General features: G+C 68.2%; 18 protein-coding genes. 6 read left to right on the forward strand and 12 right to left on the reverse strand.

Annotation, left to right across the window (positions count from 1 at the left end; all coding sequences use genetic code 11):
- Positions 1–3: 3 nt before the first annotated feature.
- Positions 4–687 carry a 6-phosphogluconolactonase gene (pgl, locus tag MH112_RS04685; RefSeq protein WP_296564549.1) on the reverse strand — a complete coding sequence of 228 codons (684 nt, stop codon included), beginning with the start codon at positions 685–687 and terminating at the stop codon, positions 4–6.
- Between the two features lie 161 nt (positions 688–848).
- Between pgl and MH112_RS04690 the strand changes: the two genes are divergently transcribed.
- Together MH112_RS04690 and MH112_RS04695 are read left to right on the forward strand one after the other, a co-directional pair.
- Positions 849–1913 (forward strand): glycosyltransferase family 4 protein, encoded by a 1065-nt coding sequence (locus tag MH112_RS04690; RefSeq protein WP_296564552.1) that lies wholly within the window; start codon positions 849–851, stop codon positions 1911–1913.
- A 7-nt stretch (positions 1914–1920) separates the two neighbouring features.
- Positions 1921–4065: an amylo-alpha-1,6-glucosidase gene (locus MH112_RS04695; RefSeq protein ID WP_296564554.1), complete on the forward strand. Its 2145-nt coding sequence runs from the start codon at positions 1921–1923 to the stop codon at positions 4063–4065.
- A 29-nt stretch (positions 4066–4094) separates the two neighbouring features.
- Here the strand turns inward: MH112_RS04695 and pyk are convergent, their stop codons facing one another.
- Positions 4095–5513 carry a pyruvate kinase gene (gene pyk, locus MH112_RS04700; protein WP_296564556.1) on the reverse strand — a complete coding sequence of 473 codons (1419 nt, stop codon included), beginning with the start codon at positions 5511–5513 and terminating at the stop codon, positions 4095–4097.
- 149 nt (positions 5514–5662) lie between these two features.
- On the opposite strand from pyk, the gene MH112_RS04705 reads away from it, so the two are divergent.
- Complete coding sequence (locus tag MH112_RS04705) at positions 5663–7459, forward strand: glycoside hydrolase family 15 protein (protein ID WP_296564558.1); 1797 nt, start codon at positions 5663–5665, stop codon at positions 7457–7459.
- Between the two features lie 22 nt (positions 7460–7481).
- On the opposite strand, the gene MH112_RS04710 is transcribed toward MH112_RS04705, so the two are convergent.
- From MH112_RS04710 to MH112_RS04735, 6 genes are all read right to left on the reverse strand, one after another.
- On the reverse strand, positions 7482–8930 hold the full coding sequence (locus MH112_RS04710; protein ID WP_296564560.1) for an amidase family protein: 1449 nt from the start codon (positions 8928–8930) through the stop codon (positions 7482–7484).
- The gene (dapB, locus tag MH112_RS04715) at positions 8927–9706 is read right to left on the reverse strand and encodes a 4-hydroxy-tetrahydrodipicolinate reductase (RefSeq protein ID WP_296564614.1); all 780 of its coding nucleotides are present in this window, start codon (positions 9704–9706) and stop codon (positions 8927–8929) included. Before dapB ends, MH112_RS04710 begins: the two co-directional genes overlap by 4 nt.
- Before the next feature lie 132 nt (positions 9707–9838).
- Positions 9839–10105 carry a Txe/YoeB family addiction module toxin gene (locus MH112_RS04720; protein WP_296564562.1) on the reverse strand — a complete coding sequence of 89 codons (267 nt, stop codon included), beginning with the start codon at positions 10103–10105 and terminating at the stop codon, positions 9839–9841.
- Positions 10102–10356 carry a type II toxin-antitoxin system prevent-host-death family antitoxin gene (locus tag MH112_RS04725; protein WP_296564564.1) on the reverse strand — a complete coding sequence of 85 codons (255 nt, stop codon included), beginning with the start codon at positions 10354–10356 and terminating at the stop codon, positions 10102–10104. Before MH112_RS04725 ends, MH112_RS04720 begins: the two co-directional genes overlap by 4 nt.
- 135 nt (positions 10357–10491) lie before the next feature.
- Positions 10492–10794 carry a CcdB family protein gene (locus MH112_RS04730; RefSeq protein ID WP_296564566.1) on the reverse strand — a complete coding sequence of 101 codons (303 nt, stop codon included), beginning with the start codon at positions 10792–10794 and terminating at the stop codon, positions 10492–10494.
- A complete protein-coding gene (locus MH112_RS04735; RefSeq protein WP_296564570.1) occupies positions 10794–11033 on the reverse strand; it encodes a type II toxin-antitoxin system CcdA family antitoxin in 240 nt (79 codons plus the stop codon). Before MH112_RS04735 ends, MH112_RS04730 begins: the two co-directional genes overlap by 1 nt.
- A gap of 149 nt (positions 11034–11182) precedes the next feature.
- Between MH112_RS04735 and MH112_RS04740 the strand changes: the two genes are divergently transcribed.
- Both MH112_RS04740 and MH112_RS04745 read left to right on the forward strand, forming a co-directional pair.
- Complete coding sequence (locus tag MH112_RS04740) at positions 11183–13471, forward strand: NADP-dependent malic enzyme (protein ID WP_296564573.1); 2289 nt, start codon at positions 11183–11185, stop codon at positions 13469–13471.
- A gap of 92 nt (positions 13472–13563) precedes the next feature.
- The gene (locus MH112_RS04745; protein WP_296564576.1) at positions 13564–14895 is read left to right on the forward strand and encodes an Hsp70 family protein; all 1332 of its coding nucleotides are present in this window, start codon (positions 13564–13566) and stop codon (positions 14893–14895) included.
- Positions 14896–15034: 139 nt separating this feature from the next.
- Here MH112_RS04745 and MH112_RS04750 read toward each other — a convergent pair whose 3' ends face one another.
- The 4 genes from MH112_RS04750 to MH112_RS04765 form a co-directional block, all read right to left on the reverse strand.
- On the reverse strand, positions 15035–16651 hold the full coding sequence (locus MH112_RS04750; protein WP_296564617.1) for an alkaline phosphatase D family protein: 1617 nt from the start codon (positions 16649–16651) through the stop codon (positions 15035–15037).
- A 25-nt stretch (positions 16652–16676) separates the two neighbouring features.
- Complete coding sequence (locus tag MH112_RS04755) at positions 16677–17924, reverse strand: NAD(P)/FAD-dependent oxidoreductase (RefSeq protein WP_296564580.1); 1248 nt, start codon at positions 17922–17924, stop codon at positions 16677–16679.
- 53 nt (positions 17925–17977) lie between these two features.
- Positions 17978–20776, reverse strand: a complete 2799-nt coding sequence (locus MH112_RS04760; protein ID WP_296564582.1) for a pitrilysin family protein — start codon at positions 20774–20776, stop codon at positions 17978–17980.
- A gap of 227 nt (positions 20777–21003) precedes the next feature.
- The gene (locus MH112_RS04765) at positions 21004–21987 is read right to left on the reverse strand and encodes an NADP-dependent oxidoreductase (protein ID WP_296564584.1); all 984 of its coding nucleotides are present in this window, start codon (positions 21985–21987) and stop codon (positions 21004–21006) included.
- Between the two features lie 112 nt (positions 21988–22099).
- On the opposite strand from MH112_RS04765, the gene MH112_RS04770 reads away from it, so the two are divergent.
- The coding region (locus MH112_RS04770) for a phosphotransferase (RefSeq protein ID WP_296564587.1) at positions 22100–22700 on the forward strand (601 nt) is incomplete at its 3' end.

Below are 22700 nucleotides of genomic sequence, written 5' to 3' on the forward strand. Positions count from 1 at the left end.
CCTTCAGGGGGTCCAGAATACCCGGACCGGAACGCGGGTCTGGGTCAAGAGGGCACCGACCGGCAGGTCCGCCCCGGCCAGGGCCTGGTTGAACACGTGCCGCTTCTCCGCGCCGGAGATCAGGATCAGGATGGCTTTCGACTGTAACAACGCCGCCAGGGTCAATGTGATCCGCGGCAGGGGCGGATCGCCGATCGCCTCATTCAGGCCCCGGCAGAAGCGCCCACTGTCGGCTGCCATGGCCGCCGCGAGACCATCGGCACCCGGGATCAGTGAGGCCACATGGCCATCGAGGCCCATCCCCAGAAGGGTCATGTCGAAGGGGGCCAGGGCGGCGACCTCGGCCTCGGCCAGATCGGCGCAGGCCATCGCATCCGACGCCGGGTGCCACAGGGGGATGAAGTGGGCGGCAGCGGCCGCGCCCCGCAGCAGGCGCGTTCTCACCAGGCCCGCGTTGGAAGCCGGGTGGTCAAGGGGGACGAAGCGCTCATCGGACAGGGTGACATCGACCAGGCCCCAGTCCAGGTCAGCCGACGGCAGCAGGTCATAGACGGGACCCGGTGCGCGACCTCCGGTGGCCACAAGGCGGCCTCGGCCCCGGGCGGCGATCCCGGCCTGAAGGGCCTGGACGGTCGCGCCCGCAGCGGCCTGCGCCAGGGCGGCGGGGGTCTCGAAGGGCTCGATCATGTCCTCTCTTAGTCCCTTCCCGCCCAGGCGGGCAGTCCCTCCGGACCCATGGACGGGAACTTTCCAGGCCGCGAAGGGGTTTGCAGGGGGCGTGTCGATGGGCGTCGGTGCGCCGCCGGCACCGTCTGCGTCTCTGGCGCTCCGCCCCGAGGACCAAAATCATGCGCATCGCACAGGTGTCTCCCTTGTACGAGGCCGTGCCGCCCCGCTTCTACGGGGGCACCGAGCGGGTCGTCGCCCACCTGACCGACGCCCTGGTGGACCTGGGCCATGAGGTGACCCTGTTCGCCAGCGCCGAGGCCCGAACCAAAGGCCAGCTGGCGGCTGTGCGCAGCGAGGCCATCCGCCTGGACCCGGCGCCGCTGAAGTCCGACTTGGCCGCCCATATGAACGCCCTGGCCCAGGTCCGCGCCCGGTCCGACGAGTTCGACCTGATCCACTTTCACACCGACATGATCCACTTCCCGTTCTTCAGCCACATGGCGGAACGGACCTTGACCACCCTGCACGGGCGGCTGGACATGAAGGACGTCTCCGAAGTCTATGCCCACTGGCGGGACTATCCGCTGGTCTCCATCAGCGACCATCAGCGCCTGCCGATGCTAGGCGCCAACTGGGCCGGGACCGTGCATCACGGCATGGATGCCGACCTCTACCGGTTTCACCCTGAACCCGGGGAATATCTGGCCTTTCTCGGTCGAATCTCCCCGGAAAAACGCCCTGACCGGGCCATCCAGATCGCCATTGGGGCCGGGGTTCCCCTGCAGATGGCCGCCAAGATCGACCCCGCCGACCGGGACTATTATGAGGGCAGGATCCGCCCTCTGATGGAGCACCCCTTGGTGACGTTCGTTGGCGAGATCGGGGACGCCGAGAAGTCACACTTTCTGGGCCGGGCGCGGGCCCTGTTGTTCCCCATTGACTGGCCCGAACCCTTTGGACTGGTGATGATCGAGGCCATGGCCTGTGGGACGCCGGTCATCGCCTATGACTGCGGTTCGGTGCCCGAAGTGGTCGAGCCGGGGCTGACCGGCCTGATCGTGCGCAGCCTCGATCAGGCGATCGCAGCCGTGGATGCGGTTGGACGCTACGACCGCCGCGCCATTCGCGACCGGTTCGAAGCCCGGTTCTCCGCCCGGGCCATGGCGCGACGCTACGTCGCCCTGCACGAGACCCGTAGCGCCCAGTCGACGCCCCAGGACCTGTCCTACGTCCTTGGCGCCTGAACAGCCCATGCATGATCTTGCCCCCGAGGCCCCTGCCGGCACCGGTCAAACCGGTGAGGCCCGATCCCCCAACCGTCTGTTCGCGCTTAAGGACAAGGACACCTTCATCGTCGCTGACGCCTGCGGCGACATCACCGGCGACGGGGATGGCCTGTTCCACAACGACACCCGCATCCTGTCACGGTTCCGGCTGCTGCTGGGGAGCAGCCAGCCGTCCCTGCTGTCGGCGGCCATCGGCCAGGAGAATGTGTTCTTCACCTCCAATGGCACCAACCAGGCCCTTCCCTTTCCCGGCGGTCCCATGGGGCCACCAGGGGTGCTGCATGTGGAGCGCCGACGCTTCCTGTGGGGCGAGCGGCTCTATGAGCGGGTGCGGGTGGTCAACTACAGCCGCGACGTGGTCCAGACGCCCCTCTCCCTGGAATATGCCGCCGACTTCCGTGACATGTTCGAGGTTCGCGGCGCCAAGCGCCGCCGGCGCGGCGTCACCCAGCCGCCGGTCTGTGACGGGCGTTCGGTCCATTTTCGCTATGAGGGGCTCGACTATGTGGAGCGGGCCAGCGTCATCGCCTTTTCCGACGCCCCCTGGCGCATCAGTCCGCAGCGGGCGGACTTCATGTGCAGCCTGAACCCGGAGAGCCGCTACGAGATCTATGTGGAAATCGGTGCCCACGGGGGACCACCGCCCACCAAGGAGCGCTATGAGGCCGCCGCCACCCATGCCCGCTGGGACATGCGCCGACGGCGCAGGCACGGCGCCCGCCTGCGCACCACAGGAAGGCTCTTCAACGACTGGCTGGCCCGGTCGCGCTCGGACATCGCGCTCCTGACCACACGGCTGGAGACCGGACCCTACCCCTATGCTGGCATTCCCTGGTTCTCCACCGCCTTTGGCCGGGATGCGATCATCACCAGTCTGCAACTGCTCTGGTTCGAGCCCGGCCTGGCCAAGGGGGTGCTGACCTATCTGGCCGCCCATCAGGCCGAGGAGGTGTCGAGCTTCCGGGACGCCGCCCCGGGCAAGATCATGCATGAGACCCGCAAGGGCGAAATGCCCGCGGTCGGCGAGGTGCCCTTCGCCCGCTATTATGGGGGGGTCGACACGACACCCTTGTTCATTGTCCTGGCTGGCGCCTATGCCGAGCGGACCGGCGACTATGAGCTGGTGGACGCCCTATGGCCGGCCCTGAGACGGGCCATGGCCTGGATCGAGCGGTTCGGGGACTCCACCGGCGATGGGCTGATTGACTATGCCCGGGGCGAGGCGTCGGGTCTGTCCAACCAGGGCTGGAAGGATAGCGAAGACTCCATCTTTCACGCCGACGGCCGGTTCCCCAAGGGGCCGATCGCCCTGGTGGAGGTGCAGGGCTACGCCTATGGCGCCTTTCAGACCATGGCGGCATTCGCCCAGCGGCGGGGCGACATGGGCGCGGCCGACCATTGGCGAGGCCGGGCCGAGCACCTCCGCGAGGTGGTGGAACGCCGCTTCTGGATGCCGGACAAGGGTTTCTACGGCATGGCCATCGATGGCGACGGCGAGCTCTGCGCGGTGATGGGCTCCAATCCCGGTCACCTGCTGTTTGTCGGCCTGCCGGCACCCGACCGGGGCAAGGCGGTGGCCCAGCGCCTGTTATCCAGCGCGTTTGCCACCGGCTGGGGCGTGCGCACCCTGGCGGCCGGAGAGGCGCGGTTCAATCCCATGTCCTACCACAATGGCTCGGTCTGGCCCCACGACACCGCCCTCTGCGTTCAAGGCCTGGCCAACTATGGCGAGCGGGACGGGGTGGTGCTGATGACCTCGCATCTGTTCGAGACCGCCTCCCACTACGAGATGCGTCTGCCCGAGCTGTTCTGCGGCTTTCCCCGGGCGGCCGGGGAGCCTCCCGTGGCCTATCCCGTGGCCTGCCTGCCCCAGGCCTGGGCCGCCGGGGCGGTGTTCATGATGTTGCAGGCCTGCCTGGGGCTGAGGATCAAGGGCGCGGAGCGTCGGGTGGAAATCTGCGACCCCCGTCTGCCCATCGGCATCGACCGCCTATGGGTGGAGGATCTGCGGGTCGGCCCGCACAGGATCAGCCTTGGCTTTGAGACGATCGAGGGCCAGGTGCAGGTCCGCTTCAACCCCGTCGAGGGGGTTGAGGTGGTGATCAGCTGATCGACGCGCCAGGACCAGAGCAGCGGACTTCAGCGGCGGGGCACATGGGCCAGGCGCAAGATATTGGCCGCACCGGGCGAACCCATGGGCAGGCCAGCCAGGATCAGGATGCGCCGACCCGGTGCCGCCAGGGCGAGATCCCGGGCGATCTCGGTGGCGATCTTGGCCAGGGATTCAGAATCGGACGGCTGCGGCACCACGCGGGCCTCCACCCCCCAGCTCAAGGCCAGCCGACGGGCCACCGCCACATGCGGTGTAAGGGCCAGAGCCGGCTGAAGGGGCCGCTCACGGGCCAGACGCAGGGCCGTTTGGCCCGTGGTGGTGAAGCTCGCCAGACAAACAATGGAGGGGCCTTGAGCCGCCCGGCTGGCGGCCGCCACAAGGGCGTCGGCCTCAGCGTCCTCGATGGGATATTCCGCCGCCATCAGCTCGGGCCAGCGGGGATCGCGCTCCACCCGACAGATGATGCGATCCATGATCGACACCGCTTCCAGGGGGAAGTCTCCGGCTGCCGTCTCGGCCGAGAGCATCAGGGCATCAGCGCCCTCATAGACCGCGCCGGCCACATCGGAGGCCTCGGCCCGGGTGGGGGTCGGCGCACTGGTCATGGATTCCAGCATCTGGGTGGCCACGATCACCGGCAGCCCTCGGGTGCGGCAGGCGCGGATCAGCGCCTTCTGCACCACCGGCACGTCTTCGGGCGCCAGTTCCACACCCAGGTCGCCCCGGGCCACCATCACCCCGTCGCAGAGGTCGAGGATCTCATCCAGCGCATCGAGGGCGGCGGGCTTTTCGATCTTGGCCAAGACAGCGGCCCGACCCTGGACCAGCTGGCGCAGCTCCGCCATGTCAGCGGCCCGCTGGACAAAGGAGAGCGCCACCCAGTCGACTCCCTGATCCAGGGCAAAGGCCAGGTCTTTGCGGTCCTTCGGGGTCAGGGCGGGAATCGGGATCGGGTGACCGGGCAGGTTCAGCCCCTTGTGGTTGGACAGGCTGTCGCCCACCACCACCTCGGTATCGGCAAAGTCCTTGCCATGGCGCACCACCCGCAGGCGCACCCGACCATCGTCGATCAGGATGTCGGCGCCGACCTTGACCGCCGCCAGGATCTCCGGATGCGGCGCACAGACCCGCGTCGCATCGCCCAAAGTCGGATCAAGGTCGAGGCGGAAGGCCTGACCCGGCTTGATCTGGACTGGACCCTCCGCAAAGCGACCCAGGCGCAGCTTGGGGCCCTGCAGATCGGCCAGGACCGCCAGGGGGCGACCGACCGCAGCTTCGGCCGCGCGCACCGTGGCGATGGCCCGGGCGTGGTCCTCATGGGTTCCATGACTGAAATTGACCCGGAACACGTCGGCACCCGCCCTGGCCAGGGCCTCTACCTGGTCTGGCGTGCGGCTGGCGGGCCCCAGGGTGGCGACGATGCGGGCGCGGCGGGCTCGGATCATGGGATCCCCGTTTTTGGCGGTGTGGCCCGGGTGGGGCTGAGAAGGGCGGCGAGTCGCTTCGCGCGGCCAGGACCAGAGCTTAGCAAACGGCGCACGCACGCCATCGAGAAAAAGGACGCAGTCATGCGACAGATCCGCTGCGAGGCCCCGTGACCCAGACCCTCGACCTCTTTCCCATCGGCAACTGCGCCGCCAGCGCGCTGATTGACCGGGACGGCCGCTTCGTCTGGGCCTGCGTCCCCCGGGTGGATGGCGATCCGGCCTTCAGCGCCCTGCTCAGTGACCGCGATCTGAGTGACCCCGAAGGGCATGGCCTGTGGGACATCCAGGCCGAGGGGATGACCCAGATCCATCAGGCCTATCTGCGCAATACCCCGATCCTTCGCACCGAGGTGACCACAGGTGACGGGAGCCGACTGGAGATCCTCGACTTTGCCCCGCGCTACCGGCAGTTCGGGCGGATCTACCGGCCCATGGCCCTGATCCGGCTGGTCCGGCCCCTGTCGGGCGCGCCGCGTATCCGCATCCGCCTGCGCCCGAGCATCAACTGGGGTGAGGCACCGGCCCGACAGACCACCGGCTCCAACCACATCCGCTATGTGGGCGGGCCGACGACCCTGCGCCTGACCACCAACGCGCCGGTGAGCCACATCACCGAAGAGCGGCTGTTTCGCCTGGAGGAGCCGATCGCCATGTTCCTTGGCCCCGACGAGGGGTTCGACGCCGACATCATGGCCACCACCGCCCGCATGCTCACCGAAACCACCCAATACTGGCGCGAATGGGTGCGGACCCTGTCGGTGCCCCTGGAATGGCAGGAGGCGGTGATCCGCTCGGCCATCACCCTGAAGCTCTGCGCCTATGAGGAGACCGGGGCCATCGTCGCGGCCCTGACCACCTCGATCCCCGAACATGCGCAGTCGGGCCGCAATTGGGACTACCGCTACTGCTGGCTGAGGGACGCCTATTATGTGGTTCAGGCCCTTAACCGGCTGGGCGCCGCTGACATGCTGGAAAACTATCTGGGCTATCTGCGCAACCTGGTGGCCCAGGCCGGCGGGGGGCCTGTGCAGCCGGTATACGGGGTGGGGCTGGAGCCTGGCCTGGTCGAGAAGATCGCAGACGCCCTGCCCGGCTATCGCGGCATGGGGCCGGTGCGGATCGGCAATCAGGCCCACGAACACACCCAGCACGATGTCTATGGTCAGATCATCCTGTCCACCGTGCAGGCCTTCTTCGACGCGCGCCTGCTGCGGCCGGCCACGGTGGAAGATTTCTGCGCCCTGGAGCCAGTGGGCGAGCGGGCCTACCGCGTCTATGCGAGCCCCGACGCCAGCCTGTGGGAGTTCCGAGGCCGGGCGGCGATCCACACCTATTCGGCGGTGATGTGCTGGGCCGCCTGCGACCGCCTGGGCAATGCCGCCCACCAGCTGGGCCTTTCAGACCGCGCCGCCCACTGGAACGCCCGGGCCGATGAAATGCGCGCGGTGATCGAAGACCGGGCCTTCAATGAAACGCTCGGGCGGTTCGCCGCGACCTTCGACGGGGACGAGCTGGACGCCAGCCTGCTGCAGCTGGTGGACGTCCGCTTTGTCCCGGCCAGCGACCCGCGCATGGCCGCCACGATCGAAGCCGTTGAAAAAGGCCTGCGCCGGGGGCCCTACATGCTGCGCTATGCCCTGGCCGACGACTTCGGCGAGCCCAAGACCGCCTTCAACATCTGTACCTTCTGGCTCATCGAGGCGCTGCACATGTCCGGCCGCAGCGCAGAGGCCCGGGCTCTGTTCGAGGAAATGCTCACCCGGCGCACGGCGGCTGGCCTGCTGTCGGAGGACATCTCCTTCGACGACGATGAGCTATGGGGCAACTATCCCCAGACCTATTCCCTGGTCGGGCTGATCAACTGCGCGACGCTGCTCTCCAAGCCCTGGGCGGCGGGGCGCTGAGGCCGCGCGGATCCATGGAACCTTAGGCCGGCGGCGGCGGGGTGAACCCTCGGACGTTCTCGTCAATGGCCTGGGCCAGGGACAGGAGCCGCGCATCACCTCCATGCGGGCCAATCAGCTGGGCCCCCACCGGCAGGCCATCTGCGGCGATCCCGGCCGGCAGGGTGGTGGCCGGCAGCAGACAGGCCGTGGCCAAGGCGATCCAGCCCAGCATGGTGATATAGGGCGCGCCCTGCCCATCGGAGAACTTCAGCCGTCGGGAGAGGAAGGATCCGTGGCTGTGGGGGAAGGCGGTCCCTGGGGATACTGGTGCCAGGATGGCGTCATAGCCCTCGAAGACGGCCTCCATCTCCCGGCGCAGGCGGGCGCGGATGGCGTCGGCGGCCAGCCAGTCCCGATGCCGGGCGGTATAGGCCATCACCGTCCCGGCCCAGGAGAACGGGCCAGCCCCCCTGCCCCGGGCGATCCTGGCAAGGGGCCGCATCATCTCCATCCGCCGGATCTGGCTGGCCGGCATGTCCGCGCCGATGATGGAGCCCAGTAGCAGCAGGTAGGACTCCAGCAGGGTCTCCACATCCACTGGCGGGGAGATCACCTCCACCGTCGCCCCGGCGGCGGCGAGCTCGCCGGCATAGGCGGTGAGCACGGCGGCCACCTGCGGGTCGAGGGGCAGGCCCGGTGCCTCCAGCCAAAGACCGATCCGCGCCTTATGGAGATCAGCCGGCGGCGCCTTGGGGGAGACCCCGCCATCGGCGATCACCGACAGCAGCAGTCGCAGGTCCCGGGCCGAGCGGGCCAGGGGGCCAATGACATTAAGGTCCGGCTCCTGCCAGGACCCAGGGCTGGGGGGGACATGGCCGTGCTGGGGGGCCAGGCCCCAGGTGGGCTTGTGTGAAAACACCCCGCAGAAATGAGCCGGCACCCGCAAGGACCCGCCGATGTCCGAGCCAATCTCCAGGGCTGTGACGCCTGCCGCCAGGGCCGCCGCCGCGCCGCCCGACGAGCCCCCCGGTGTGCGGCTCCCATCCCAGGGATTGTTGGTGGTCCCATAGAGGCGGTTGAAGCTCTGCCAGTCCCCGGCCATCACCGGCACATTGGTCTTGCCCCAGATCACCGCCCCCGCTCGCCTGGCCTGGGCGACCACGACGGAGTCCTCGGCCTGACGGCGGCGCAGGGCCTCCAGCCCCGCAGACGCCGGCATGCCGGCCACGTCCAGGGTGTCCTTGATGGTCATGGGCAGGCCCGCCAGGGGACCTAGCGCCCCGCCCCGGGCCCGGATGTCGTCTATGGCCTTGGCCCGTTCCAGGGCCCGTTCCAGATCAGCCGTCACCACGGCGTTCAGCCGGCGATGGGTCTGTTCGTGGCGGGCAAGCGTCAGCTTCAGAAGCTCCACCGCCGTAACCCGGCCAGAGGCCAAAAGAGCCAGCTGGCCCGAGGCGTCCAGGGCCAGGATATCCAGATCTGGGTTCACAGGCGCCCCCTCAGGCCCAGCACGTCCTGCATGTCATAGGCGCCGGGCGGCTGGCGCACAGCCCAGAGGCCGGCCTCCACCGCGCCCCTGGCAAACAGGCTGCGGTCCCTTGCCGAATGGGAAAGCGTCAGAATCTCGTCATCCGCGGCGAAGACCACCGCGTGCTCGCCGATGATCCCGCCGCCGCGCATCACCGAATAGCCGATCTCGCCCGTGGGCCGCGCGCCGGTGATCCCGTCCCGGGCGGCCCGGGCCACGGTCTCCAGGGCCACGCCGCGTCCTTCGGCGGCGGCCTGGGCCAGCATGATCGCCGTGCCGGATGGCGCGTCGACCTTGCGCCGGTGGTGAGCCTCGAACACCTCGATGTCGTAGTCCGACGCCGCCAGGGCCCGCGCGGCCTGCTCCACCAGCCCTAGCAGCATGTTCACGCCCAGGGAGAAGTTGCCGGCCCGAACGATGGGGATGGACCTCGCCGCCTGGTCGATCACCGCGACCTGCGCCGCGTCAAAGCCGGTGGAGCCGATCACGAGCGCAATATCGCCCCTCGCCGCGCACACCTGGGCGAGCTCCATCGAGGCCTGGGGGGTCGAAAAGTCCACCACCACCTGGGCAGCGGCCAAGGCGCTGGCTCGATCCACCAGCCGGGGATCGTCGGCGCCCGGCCGATCGAAACAGGCGAAGACGCCGGCGTCGGACCGCGCCTCCAGCACCGACACCACGGCCTGGCCCATCCGGCCAAGGGCGCCTGAGACAGCGAAACGAACAGGTGCGGTCAGGACGGTCTCTCCGGGGCTCACGCGACGCAAGGCAGCGAATGTCGCCCCTGGGCGTGTGGGGTCAAGGGCGGAGCTTGCGCGGGGGCTGTTCTCGGCGCCGTCACCGGCGGAGGCCCGACTGACGCCCCGGGCTCAATAGTGATAGCGGCATTGGGCGATTTCGAGCTGCTGGGCGGCGCCTGCACCGCTCACCCGGTAGACGAGCCGGTCCTCCAGGGTGATCCGGCGGGACCACCAGCCTTTCAATTCCCCGCGAAGGGGCTCGGGCTTGCCGGTGCCCTGGAACGGCGTGCGCAGGCACTCCTTGATCAGGCCGTTCAGTCGCGCCAGCACATTGGCGTCGGTCTCCTGCCAGTGGAGATAGTCGTCCCAGGCCTGGTCGGCGAAGACCAGCCTCACGGTTCAATAAGCTGCCGCTCCGAGCCAGCGCCCGCATCGAGCTGGGCGATCGCATCGGTAAGGCGCTGGGCGTTGGCCGGCCGGGAGACCAGATGCAGGGTCTCCTCCATGGCGTTCCAGTCGGCCAGCGACACCATCACCACGGCCTCGCCACGGGTGCGGGTCACCACCACCGGCGCCCGATCGGCGACGACCTTGTCCATCACCTTCTTCAGGTTCGCGCGGGTGTCAGAATAGGTGATCACATCCATCGGTCGTCTCCTGCCCTTCAATATGTACGAAGTATCGTACAATACAAGGTGGTGGAGGGCGCAAAGAGAGGGTTGAGGCGGCGCCGGCATTGCACCCGAAATAGCTATTGGACCGCCCCCAGACGACAGGATTTGCTAGACGCCCTCGAACAGGACGCCAAGGGCACCCCTCACGGCATAGGCTTCATCCTCGGTGAGCATGCGCAGGGGGTGATGGCCTAGCTCGGAAAGAGGAATGGCGGCCATCTGCAGCGGCAGCAGCATGACCTTCTGCCCCTCAACCTCAAAGATGGGCGTCAGTCGCCTCGGCTGGGAGCCCTTGGGGTCAATCGACGGGATCAGCGGCACAACCACGCGTGTGTTTGTAGGGCTGAGCAGGTCCGACTGGACGTCGACAACCAAAACGCCACTGGGAAGCCGGTAAACTCCGTGCTTCATCAGAACTGCCGGTACTCGGCCAACAACAGGCCATCCTGCTCCACCTTGGCGTTGTACCAGTCAAAGAATGGGCGATTTTCGGCCTGCCAGCGTCGCGCCCGTTCTGCTGCGACAGCCGCCTCCAAACCACTCTCACAGGCCCGCGACAGGTTCAGGCCAAGGGCCTTGGCTTCCTCGACCAAGGCGCCTGGAAGCGTAAGGTTCAGTCGCTGACGACCCGGTGAATGCGCGTTTTCCATGCGCATAATCTACGCGCACGCTACAGCCTTTCCTAGCCCCCCCGCAATTCCTATCGCCCCGCAGGAGTCTTGCGGTTGTGGCGGGGGGGCGGGGTATGTAGGTTGCGCCCCTCTTCCATCACCAGTGTCTGCAAGGACCGTCCGCGCTCATGAGCGACGCCGAGAAACGCACCTTCACCGACGAGGAAGCCCTGAGCTTCCACCGTCTGCCCACCCCTGGGAAAATCGCCATCGTGCCGACCAAGCCGATGGCCACGCAGCGGGACCTCTCGCTGGCCTATTCCCCTGGCGTGGCCGTACCGGTGCTGGCGATCGCCGAGGATCCGGACAAGGCCTATGACTACACCTCCAAGGGCAACCTGGTGGCGGTCATCTCCAATGGCACCGCCATCCTGGGGCTGGGCAATCTGGGCGCGCTGGCGTCCAAGCCGGTGATGGAGGGCAAGAGCGTGCTCTTCAAGCGCTTTGCCGACGTGGACTCCATCGATGTGGAGGTGTCGGCCACCGACGCCGACGAGATCATCACGGTGATCAAGAACATCGGTGTCACCTATGGCGGCATCAATCTGGAGGACATCAAGTCCCCCGAGTGCTTCCGCATTGAGACCGAGCTTCAGGAGCTGCTCGACATCCCGGTGTTCCATGACGACCAGCATGGCACGGCGATCATCTCGGCGGCGGGGCTGATCAACGCCTGCAAGATCACCGGCCGGTCGCTCGCCGATGTGAAGGTGGTGCTGTGCGGCGCGGGTGCTGCGGGCATCGCCTCCCTGGAACTCATGAAGGCCATGGGGGTGCAGCATCAGAACTGCATCGCCGTGGACAATACCGGCGTCATCTATCGCGGCCGGTCGGAGGGCATGAACCAGTGGAAGTCCGCCCATGCGGTGGACACCGACAAGCGCACCCTGGCCGAGGCCCTGGTGGGCGCCGACTGCTTCCTCGGCCTGTCGGTCAAGGGGGCGGTGACCCCGGAGATGGTGGCCTCCATGGCGCCCAATCCGATCATCTTCGCCATGGCCAATCCCGATCCGGAGATTACGCCCGAGGAGGTCCATGCGGTGCGCAAGGACGCCATCATGGCGACGGGCCGCAGTGACTATCCCAACCAGGTCAATAACGTCCTGGGCTTCCCCTACATCTTCCGCGGCGCCCTGGACGTGCGGGCGCGCCGGGTGAACATGGAGATGAAGATCGCCTGCGCCAAAGCCCTGGCGGCCCTGGCCGAGGAGGACGTCCCCGACGAGGTGGCTGCGGCCTATCACGGGGCCCAGCTGAAGTTTGGCCCGCAATACATCATCCCCAGCCCCTTCGATCCCCGGCTGATCTCCTACATCCCGCCCTTCGTGGCCCAGGCGGCCATGGACTCCGGCGTGGCCCGCAAGCCCATCGAGGACATGGACGCCTATCGCGCCCAGCTGGCCCAGCGCCTCGACCCCACCGCGGCCTTCCTGCAGAAGCTGCAAGGATCGGTCATGGCCGGGCCGAAGAAGAAGGTGGTGTTCGCCGAGGGCGAGGAGCCCAGCGTGATCCGCGCGGCCTACGCCTTCCAGACCGCCGGTCTTGGGGAAGCGATCCTGGTGGGCCGCGAGGAGCTGGTGGCCGAGAACATGCTCGCCGTGGGCCTCAACCCCGACGATGCGGGCCTGAAGGTGATCAACGCCCGGGTGTCGGAGCACAATCCGGAATTCGCCGACTTCCTCTATGCCCGTCTGCAGCGCCAGGGCTATCTGATGCGCGACGTGCAGCGGCTGGTGAATCAGGACCGCAACACCTTTGCCGCCTGCATGGTGGCGCTGGGCCACGCCGACGGCATGGTGACCGGGGTGACCCGCTCCTACGACCAGGTGCTGGACGAGGTCCTGCGGGTCATTGATCCGGCCCCGGCCGGCCGGGTGATGGGCATGTCGGTGCTGCTGGGCAAGGGCCACACCCTGTTCATCGCCGACAGCAATGTCACCGAAATGCCCGAGGCCGAGGACCTAGTGGAGATCGCGCTGGAGGCCGCCCAGGCTGTGAAGGCGCTGGGCTACACCCCGCGCCTGGCCTTCATGTCCTACTCCACCTTCGGCAACCCCATGGGCGACCGCTCAGAGAAGGTGCGCGACGCCGTGTCCATGCTCGACGAGATGGAGCTGGACTTCGAGTATGAGGGCGAGATGCCCCCGTCCCTGGCCCTGGAGCCCGAGCGTCGGGGCAATTTCCCGTTCATGCGGCTGACCGGCCCGGCCAATGTGCTGATCATGCCGGCCATCCACTCGGCCTATATCTCCACCCAGCTGGTGCAGGCCTTTGGCGGCGCCACGCTCGTGGGCCCCATTCTGCTGGGCCTCGAAAAGTCGGTGCAGATTGCGCCCCTGTCCTCCTCGGTGACCCGCATCCTGCAGCTGGCCACCCTGGCCGCCTACGACCTGCGCCAGACCGAGGCCCCGCGCTGATGAACACCGGCGCCCGCCAGCACACCTGACGGATCGCGCGCCTTCGGGGCGGCGGGCGATCCGCCGTCCGCCCCCCCGAAGGAGTCCGCGCCATGAGCGCCCTGCCTATTGCCCCGGCCGGACTGAGCCTGGGGATCGATTTTGGCACCACCAATACGGTGCTGGCCCTGGCCGCGCCTGGCGCACCGGCCAGCCTCGTGCGGTTTCCGGCGCCAGAGGGGGAGGTGTTCGCCTTCCGCTCGGCGCTCGCCTTCCACGCACCCCCCGACCAGCCCGCCGAGCGCACGGTGGAGGCCGGCCCCTGGGCCATCGAGGCCTATGTGGAAGACCCGCTGGAGACCCGCTTCATCCAGTCCTTCAAGACCTTCGCCGCCTCGTCGAGCTTCACCGAGACCCAGATCCTGGGGCGCCGCTACGGGTTCGAGGACCTGCTCTCGGCCTTCCTCCTCAAGCTCCGCGAGCATGGGGGCGGCAGCCTTGCCCACCTGCCTGCCCGGGTAATTGTCGGTCGCCCGGTGACCTTTGCCGGTGCAGCTCCCGATCCGCGCCTGGCGCTCTCCCGCTACGAGACGGCGTTCGCCCGGCTAGGATTCTCGGAAATCGTCTATGTCTATGAGCCGGTGGGGGCGGCCTTCTTCTTTGCCCGTACGCTCAAGGCCGACGCCACGGTGCTGGTGGGGGACTTCGGCGGCGGCACCAGCGACTTCTCCATCATCCGTTTCCGGCGGGATGGGTCAGGCGCCTTCCGGGCCGAGCCCCTGGGGCGCTCTGGGGTTGGCGTGGCCGGCGACGCCTTTGACTATCGGATCATCGACCAGCTGGTCTCGCCGGCGCTCGGCAAGGGCTCCAGCTACAGGACCTTCGGCAAGACCCTGCCAATTCCCAACCGCTACTATTCGGCCTTCGCCCGCTGGGACCAGCTGGCGCTCCTGCGGGCGTCCCGGGACATGCGCGAGATCCGCAGGCTCGAGCGCGAGGCCGTGGAACCCGACAAGATCGCCCGGCTGATCGAGATCCTCGACGACAACCACGCCTACCCCCTCTACCGGGCGGTCTCCCGCCTGAAGGAGACCCTGTCGGTCCAGGATGAGGCGACCTTCGCCTTCGAGGCCGGCGGGGTCTCCATCGTCCGCGAGGTGGTCCGGACCGAATTCGAATCCTGGATCGCGCCGGAGCTGAACAAGATCGAGGTCGCGGTGGACGAGGCCCTGGCCGAGGCCGGCCTGACCCCGGACGGGATCGACCGGGTGTTCCTCACCGGCGGCTCCTCCCTGGTGCCGGCGGTCCGCGCCATCTTCGCCCGCCGCTTTGCCCCAGAAACCATCGAGACCGGTGGGGAGCTGGAGTCCATCGCCTCAGGCCTGGCGCTCATGGGCCACGAACCGGACCTTGCCCGCTGGGGCGAGCGGGCGAACCTGGGCTAGAGGCGTTTTCGATCTGGTCGCGCTCCAGAGCATTTTCCGATAAGTGTGAAACGGTTATCGGGCCAAAAAATGCTCTGACCTTTTTGTTTTGGAGCCCTTTTTGTCCGATTTGATTGAACCAATCAGATCGGAAAGGGCTCTAGGCCGGAACCACCACGGTTTCACCGGCTGGCACAACCATCTTGGCCCGGGTGCTGATCGTCCCGCCCGGGACGCTGACCTTATCCAACACCCGGAAGGCGGTCTGCCAGCGCTCCGGGGTCACCTCGCACAGCAGGTAGCCGCGCTGGGAGTTGTTGAACTTCAGCTGCGGATTGGCCGCCTGGATCTGGACCATCCGTGGCTGCTGATCCATGCCGTCGCCCCCTGAGGTGATGGAGGTGGCGACAAATTCCGTGGCTATGGCCCGAGGCTCAGGATTGCGCCCGTCCAGATGCAGTTCGCCGGCATAGTTCTGGTGCTCGTCCCCGGTCAGGACCACCGGATTGGCCACCCGCCGGTCGCGGATCTGGCGCAGAAGCCTCGCCCTGGGCGTGCGATAGCCCCCCCAGGAGTCAGGATTGGCCAGATAGGCCGGGCCTGGATCACGGTCCAGGTCCATCATCATGATCTGTTGGGCGATGGCGTTCCACCGGGCCGGGGAGGACGACAGGCTGTCGAGCAGGAACTGCTCCTGCGCCGCCCCCAGCACCTCGGCCCGGGCCCGCTCCAGCTCATCACAGACCCCCCAGCGGTCGCCGCAGGGCTGGTCAGTCCGGTACTGGCGGGTGTCCAGGAGGTTCAGCCGCAGCAGGGTCCCGTAGTCGGCCCGCCGATAGAGACGCATGGCTGACCCGGCCGGGAAGGCCGACCGGCGCAGGGGCATGTGCTCGTAAAAGGCCTGCATGGCGGCCTGCTGGCGCAGGCGGAAGATCGCCGGATCCGTCCCGTCCTGATCGAGGTCGGAGACCCAGTTGTTGTCGATCTCATGGTCGTCCCAGGTGACGAACCAGGCCGCCGCTGCATGGCTGGCCTGGAGGTCGGCGTCCATCTTGTACTGGGCGTAGCGGCGGCGATAGTCGTCCAGGCTGTAGATTTCCTGGCCCACATGCTGGCGCTGATTGGCCTGGGGCCCGGCGGCGGAGTTCCACACCCGGGCGGCGCGGCCCTCATAGAGGTAGTCCCCGTAGCAGAATACGAAGTCGAGCTCGTCCTCCTCCGCCAGACGCCGGTGAGCGGTGTAGAGCCCCTGTTCATAGTGCTGGCAGCCGACCACCCCGAAGCGAACCTGGGCCGCTGAGGCACCGAGGGCCGGCGTCGTCCGGGCCCTGCCGGCCAGGCTGCGCTCGGCGCCCGAGGTAAAGCGATAGTGATAGGTCCGGGCCGGGGACAGGCCGCCCACCTCCACATGGACCGCATGACCAAGCTCAGGCCGGGCCACGGTCTCGCCCTTAGCGGCGATGCGGGTAAAGCCCGTGTCCTCGGCCACCTCCCAGCTGACCGCCACGGGGCGGGCGGGCATGCCATAGCCCATCTCCAGCGGTCGGGGTGCCAGTCGCGTCCAGATCACAAAGCCGTCCGGAGCGGGATCGCCCGCCGCCACCCCCAGCTGGAACGGATAATCGGCATAGACCGGCTGGGCCAGGGCCTGCCGGGGATCAAGGGCCGGGGCCAGAAAGGCACCGAGGCCCGCCGCCATCAGGCGGCGCCGCGAAAGGCTCAAGGCCCGGGTGATGTGGTCGTCCATGCCGCGCCCCCGCAGTTTGGAGACCATCATAATCGGCATGTGTGACGCCTGCGAGTCAGGGCTCCCGGAGACCCAGGGCGGCCAAGGCCTCATCGGCGGCCCGCAGGCCACTCTCCCAGGCCCCGTGGGCGGTGCCATAGGAATGGGATGAGGTGGCCTCGCCCGCAAAGAACAGCCGGCCATCCACAGGTTCGGCCAGGGCGCGGCGGGCGGGCGCGCAGCCGGGCAGGGCGTGGGAATAGGCCCCCATAGCCCAGGGATCGGCACCCCAGCGGGTCTCGGCCACCGGCTGAAGCTGGCTGCGCACATCGGCGCCATAATGGTCGGCCAGTTCGTCAATGGCGTAGGCTGTGGCGGCGCCGGGACCGGCCTCGGCCAGGGCGCGGGCATGGTCGCCACCGAAGTAGCATTCGATCACCGGGCGCCCCATGGGCCGCATGTAATAGCTGCCGGTGGCCGCCCGGTCCTGGCAGCCCCAGAGGTGGCTTTCCCGGGGAAAGAGCTCCGGCGCGGACGGCCGCAGGAAGACCTTTTCCGCCTGGCCCAGGGGCAGGCCGGTGGCGGCATCGACCTTGGCCGGCAGCCGGGGATGAATCCGGATGGCCTCCTGAGCGATCAGGGCGCTGGACAGGGTCAGCACAGCGGCCTTGGCGGTGATCTTGCCCCGGGCGGTCTCCAGCCGCAGCCTTGGGCCTTCATGGTCGATGGACAGCACCGCACAGTGGGGAACGATCAGCGACCGCGGGGCGAGGCCGCAGATCGCCGCCCCATAGCCGTCCGGCGCCCGCCAGGCGACGCCCGTGTCCTGGCGCGCCGCATGGTCCTGGATGGAGATCTGTGACAGGCCAGCCCCGTGATAACAGGCGCTGTTGGCCTCCAGCAGCGCCGCCCAACGGCTGGCCCCCGGGGTTAGAAGGGTCAGGGCGCGGCCTTCCTGGCCGGTCCGGGCGGCCTCTTCCAGGGCCGCTTCAAAGTCCCGCAGGACGGCGGCGAAGGCCACCTGATCTTCCGGGGTCAGGTTCAGATGGGCGGCACCTCTGCCCCAGGCCGGCGGCGTCCGGTCCAGGGCCACCCCGGCCCGGGCGAACAGGGTCGCCAGGGGGTTGCGATCGGCGCTGTGCAACCAGCCGCAGCCCAGGTCCAGGGGCAGGTCCATGCGCGCCGCCAGGGTGTGGGCCCGACCGCCGATCCGCCCCTGCCCCTCCAGCACCACAACCGAAAGGGCGGCCCTGGACAAACGCGCGGCGGCGGCCAGACCGGCGGCACCTGCACCGACCACCACAACATCGAACTCATCCTGCATGGGCTATCTAGGCAGGTTCTAGCGCCAAGGTTCAACCCCTGCCTTCCGGCCGCTCACAGGCCAGGCGCTTCCAGGTCCAGGGTCTCGGCGGGAACGCGGCGCAGGCCTGGCGCCTGCGTCTCCAGGGCCTCAATAAACAGCGCGGCGTCCCCAGCGATGATGACGGCGGCGTCGGCGGGGGACAGGTGCGCGGCGGCGAACGCCTGGACCTCTTGGGGCGTGACCGCCTCGACCTTGGCCGTATAGGCGCCGACCTCGGCCAGGGGCACATCCTGCAGGGCCAGTTCACCGAGCACCCCGCCCAGGCCCCCGGCCGTTCCCAGGGACCGGCCAAAGGCACCGATCAGCACCGACTTGCGGGCGGTCAGTTCCTCAGGCGTCACCGGGGCCGCAGCCAGTCGGGTCATTTCCGTGGCGATCAGGTCCATGACCTCAGGTGCCGATTCGTTCTTGGTCTGGGCCTGGGCCTGGAAGGCGCCGGTGGTCCGCCGGGTGGTGAGCCCAGACCCGGCACCATAGGACAAGCCACGCTTGATGCGGATTTCCTGATTCAGCCGGGCCGAATAGCCGCCGCCAAGCACCGAATTGGCGACAATACCGGGGTAATAGGCCTCATTCTGACGGGAAATGGCCGGCTTAACGAGGCGAACAGCGGCCTGTCCCGCCCCTGGCAGATCGATCACCAGCACCTGTCGGCGAGAGGTGGGGGAGACCTGCGGCTGGGCTGCCAAAGGCTCGGCAGGGCGGACCCAGTCCCCAAAGGCCTGCTGGGCCAGGGCCAGGCCGGCCTCCTGTGAGATGTCGCCGCTCAGCACCAGGATGGCGTTGTCGGGCCGGAAATGGCGGCTGTGCAAAGCCTTCAGGCCTTCAACCGTCAGACGCGGCAGGGAGGCTGGCGTGCCATCGACCGGATGGCCGAAGGGGGTGCCCGCAAAGATCACCGGCCCCACGGCCATGCCCGAGATCTGGCCGGGGTCTTCATAGGCCACCGCCATGCCGTCCAGGGCCTGGGCGGTCTGGCGGGCCAGTTCCGCCGGGGCGAAGGCCGGATTGCGCGCCACATCGGACAGGATCGCAAAGGCCGGGGCGACCTTGTCCGACATCACCGTCAGGCTCAGGCTGGCGGACTCCAGGCCGGCCGATGACGACAGGCTGGCGCCGAGGGCCTCGATCTGCTGGGCGATCTCCGGGGCCGTGCGGGTGGTGGTGCCCTCTGTCAGCATGGCCGCGGTCATGGACATGGCCCCGGCCTCACCGACGGGATCGGCCCAGGCACCGGCCCTGACGATCAGATTGGCGGAGACCAGAGGCAGGTCGCTGGACCGGGCGATGATGACCCGCAGGCCATTGTCGAGCACTGCCTCCGAGGGGGTTGGCAGCACCGGATCAACGGCAGCGCCAACCGGCGGCGGGGCCTGACGCTCGGCCTCCGGGGCCAGGGTGACGATCTCACCGTCAAAGACCACCGCCTGGGTGGGGGGGATGGGGGGCTCCGCTGGCACCGTCCCCGCCGGGCGCTCAGCTTCCGGACGATAGCGGATGCTCATCCGCCGGTCCTCGGCCAGATAGGTCTGGGCCACCCGCTGCACGTCGGCGGCGGTGACGGCGGCCAGTTCGGCCAGCTCGCTGTTGGCCTTGGCCGGATCGCCCTGGGTCGCCCAGGCATAGCCCAGGGCAAAGGCCCGACCATCGACGGTCTCGCGCTCGCGCAGGGCCGCGGCGATCAGTTCATTGCGCGCTTCGTCCAGCTCAGACTGAGTCGGTGCCGCCGCCCGAAGGCGGGCGACCTCTCCCAGCAAAGCGGCCTCGCCGGCGTCCACCGTCTGACCGCTGGCCAGGATGGCACCCACCGCAAACAGGCCCGGCTGCTGCGGCAGCTCGGCCAGGGAGAAGGCCTCCACGGCGATCTGCTGCTCATAGACCAGGCTGTTATAGAGCCGTGAGGACTTGCCCCCGGACAGGATGGCGTCCAGCACCTTCAGCGCCGGGGCATCCGGACTGGCGGCCGAGGCGCCCAGCCAGGTGAGCACCACGGCCGGCAGGGGCACATTGGGACCATAGCCGTCAAAGACACCCGGACCGGCGCGCGGCGGCTCGATTGCATCCACCCGCTTCAAGGGGGCCTCAGGGGTCTTCAGGGGGCCGAAATAGCGGTCGACGCAGGCGTCCAGCTGCGCCTCGTCAAAGTTGCCGATAACGATCAGCACGGCATTGTCGGGGCGGTAATAGTCCCGGTGGAAGGCCCGGACATCATCGATGGTGGCCGCGTCCAGCTCAGCGATCGAGCCAATGCCGGGACGTTTGTAGGGATGTTCCTGGTAGCTCGCCTGCGGGATCATCAGGCCAAACAGCCGGCCATAGGGGGCGGCCAGAATGCGCTGGCGCAACTCCTCCTTCACCACATCCCGCTCGGAATTGAAGATCTCGGCGTCCACCACCAGGGACCCCATGCGCTCGGCCTCGGCCCAGAGCAGGCGCTCCAGATGGTTGGCGGGCACCACCTCGAAATAGTTGGTGAAGTCGTCCCAGGTGGAGGCGTTGTTGAAGCCCCCCACATCCTCGGTCATCCGGTCCAGGGTCTCGGACGGCATGTTGCGGGTGGCCTTGAACATCATGTGCTCAAAGAGGTGGGCAAAGCCCGACCGCCCCTGCGGATCGTCCTTGGAGCCGACCCCGTACCAGACCTGGATCGTCACATTGGGGGTCGTGGCATCCACCCCGCTCAACACCCGCAGGCCATTGTCCAGCACCCGCTCGCGGTATTCGATCGGCGGGATGCCTTCGGCCTGTACGGCGACCGGGGTGCCCAGCAGGACGGCGGCGAAGGCGAGGCGGGCGAAGGCGCGGAACATGGCGGGCTCCAGGAATACGAAAGGCCAAAGCCATAGCATCCTGAGCGCCCCGCGAAAGCCGGCGCGTCGGGAGTGATGTGGGCAGGCCACGCCCCACGGGCCGCAGGCGACGGCAAACAGGGGACACGAGGGACACGAAGATAGCGAAGGACACGAAGGGGTCAGCCGCTCGTCTTTGTGTCCTTCACGCCCCTTCGTGTCCCAGATCCTCTCTGGCGCTGCGCGCCCTAGTCGGCCAGCTTGACCAGCATCTTGCCGGCGTTGGCGCCTTCCATGAGACCGATCAGGGCCCGGGGCGCGGAGGCGATGCCGTCCATCACCGTCTCCTGGTACTTGATCTTGCCCTCCCGCAGCCAGGTGGCCATGTCGCGCTGGAAGTCGGGCTGCAGGTGCATGAAATCCGTGCCCACAAAGCCCCGCAACATCACTCGAGAGTAGATGATGTTGGAGAGGTTGCGCACGGGGGACTGGCCCTCGTTATAGCCCGAGATCATGCCGCAGACGGCGATGCGGCCCAGGGTGTTCATGCGGCGCAGGGCGGCTTCCAGGTGTTCACCGCCCACATTGTCGAAATAGACGTCGAGGCCCTTAGGGGTGGCTTCCTCCACGGCCTTGCGGATGGCTTGGGTCTTATAGTTGATCACCGCGTCCAGACCGACCTCGTCCCGCAGCCAGGCGGCCTTGTCATCGGACCCGGTGGAGCCAACCACATAGCCGCCCTTGATCTTGGCGATCTGGGCCGCGACCGAGCCCACGGCCCCGCCGGCGGTGGAGACGAACACCTGCTCGCCCTCCTTCATGGCGCCGATGAACAGCAGTCCGCCATAGGCGGTGAAGCCGGTCATGCCGAGCGCATGCATATGGACCGTCAGCGGCAGGCCCTCGGCGGGCGTCAGTTTGGACAGGGCCTTGGGGTCGGAAACGAAATACTCGCGGAAGCCCATCCGGTTGTTCACCAGGTCGCCGACCGCAAAGTCAGGGCTCTTGGACTGCACCACCCGGCCGAGCGCCCCGCCCATCATGGCCTCGTTCAGGGCCTGGCCGGCGGTCAGCCGCGGGCGCATGGCCGGGTCCACCGACATGTAGAGGTTCTGGACCAGCACCTGGCCGTCGGCGGCGTCGGGGACCGTCGTCTCGATGATCTCGAACTCGCCCTCCTGCGGCATGCCATTGGGGCGGGAAATGAGGTGGACTTCGCGGCTGATGGGCATATGGCCCTCCCTAAGTGCGCTTGAATGGGCGAAAACTATGGTGCGGACCATGGACCGCACCGATCGGGGGCTTCAACCCCTGACATAGGGGAAGGTCGTTGGGGGCGGGCCGATGGTCGAGCGGATCAAGGTGGACGAGGCGACCGTGGCCGCTCTGGTGGCCGAACAGTTTCCCCAGTGGGCGGCCCTGTCGGTCACCCGGGTCAGGCCCGGTGGCTGGGACAATCGCACCTTCCGCCTGGGCGACGACCTGCTGGTCCGCATGCCGGCCGCCTCCCACTACCTCGCCCAGGTGGAAAAAGAGCAGGCCTGGCTGCCCAGACTGGCGTCAAACCTGCCCCTGCCGATCCCGGCGCCCGTAGGCGTGGGCGCGCCCGGCCGTGGCTATCCCTTCCCCTGGTCGATCTGCGCCTGGATCGAGGGTGAGACGGTGGCCGCCGCCGACGGCCTCGACCACGAGACCCTCGCCGAAGACCTAGCCGATTTCCTGCTGGCCCTGCAGGCCATCGACGCCGGCGACGGCCCAGTGGCCGGGGCGCACAACTTCCACCGGGGCGGTGACCCGGCGGTCTATGACGGGGAGACCCGCGCAGCGGTGGCGGCCCTCGGCGACCAGATCAGGGGCGCTGAGGCCCTGGCCCTCTGGGAGGCCGCCCTCTCCACCCACTGGAACCGCCCGCCGGTCTGGATCCACGGGGACGTGGCGCCGGGCA

The organism is Phenylobacterium sp. (genome assembly GCF_022402485.1).
Lineage (GTDB): Bacteria > Pseudomonadota > Alphaproteobacteria > Caulobacterales > Caulobacteraceae > Phenylobacterium.

Bases quoted from the DNA above. Each gene is read 5' to 3' on its own strand.
- MH112_RS04730 (WP_296564566.1), bottom strand. From the start codon at position 10,794: ATGAAGCACGGAGTTTACCGGCTTCCCAGTGGCGTTTTGGTTGTCGAC.
- pyk (WP_296564556.1), bottom strand. From the start codon at position 5,513: ATGATCCGAGCCCGCCGCGCCCGCATCGTCGCCACCCTGGGGCCCGCC.
- MH112_RS04690 (WP_296564552.1), top strand. From the start codon at position 849: ATGCGCATCGCACAGGTGTCTCCCTTGTACGAGGCCGTGCCGCCCCGC.
- MH112_RS04695 (WP_296564554.1), top strand. From the start codon at position 1,921: ATGCATGATCTTGCCCCCGAGGCCCCTGCCGGCACCGGTCAAACCGGT.
- MH112_RS04760 (WP_296564582.1), bottom strand. From the start codon at position 20,776: ATGTTCCGCGCCTTCGCCCGCCTCGCCTTCGCCGCCGTCCTGCTGGGC.
- MH112_RS04735 (WP_296564570.1), bottom strand. From the start codon at position 11,033: ATGGAAAACGCGCATTCACCGGGTCGTCAGCGACTGAACCTTACGCTT.
- MH112_RS04755 (WP_296564580.1), bottom strand. From the start codon at position 17,924: ATGCAGGATGAGTTCGATGTTGTGGTGGTCGGTGCAGGTGCCGCCGGT.
- MH112_RS04740 (WP_296564573.1), top strand. From the start codon at position 11,183: ATGAGCGACGCCGAGAAACGCACCTTCACCGACGAGGAAGCCCTGAGC.
- pgl (WP_296564549.1), bottom strand. From the start codon at position 687: ATGATCGAGCCCTTCGAGACCCCCGCCGCCCTGGCGCAGGCCGCTGCG.
- MH112_RS04725 (WP_296564564.1), bottom strand. From the start codon at position 10,356: ATGGATGTGATCACCTATTCTGACACCCGCGCGAACCTGAAGAAGGTG.
- MH112_RS04765 (WP_296564584.1), bottom strand. From the start codon at position 21,987: ATGCCCATCAGCCGCGAAGTCCACCTCATTTCCCGCCCCAATGGCATG.
- MH112_RS04750 (WP_296564617.1), bottom strand. From the start codon at position 16,651: ATGATGGTCTCCAAACTGCGGGGGCGCGGCATGGACGACCACATCACC.
- MH112_RS04745 (WP_296564576.1), top strand. From the start codon at position 13,564: ATGAGCGCCCTGCCTATTGCCCCGGCCGGACTGAGCCTGGGGATCGAT.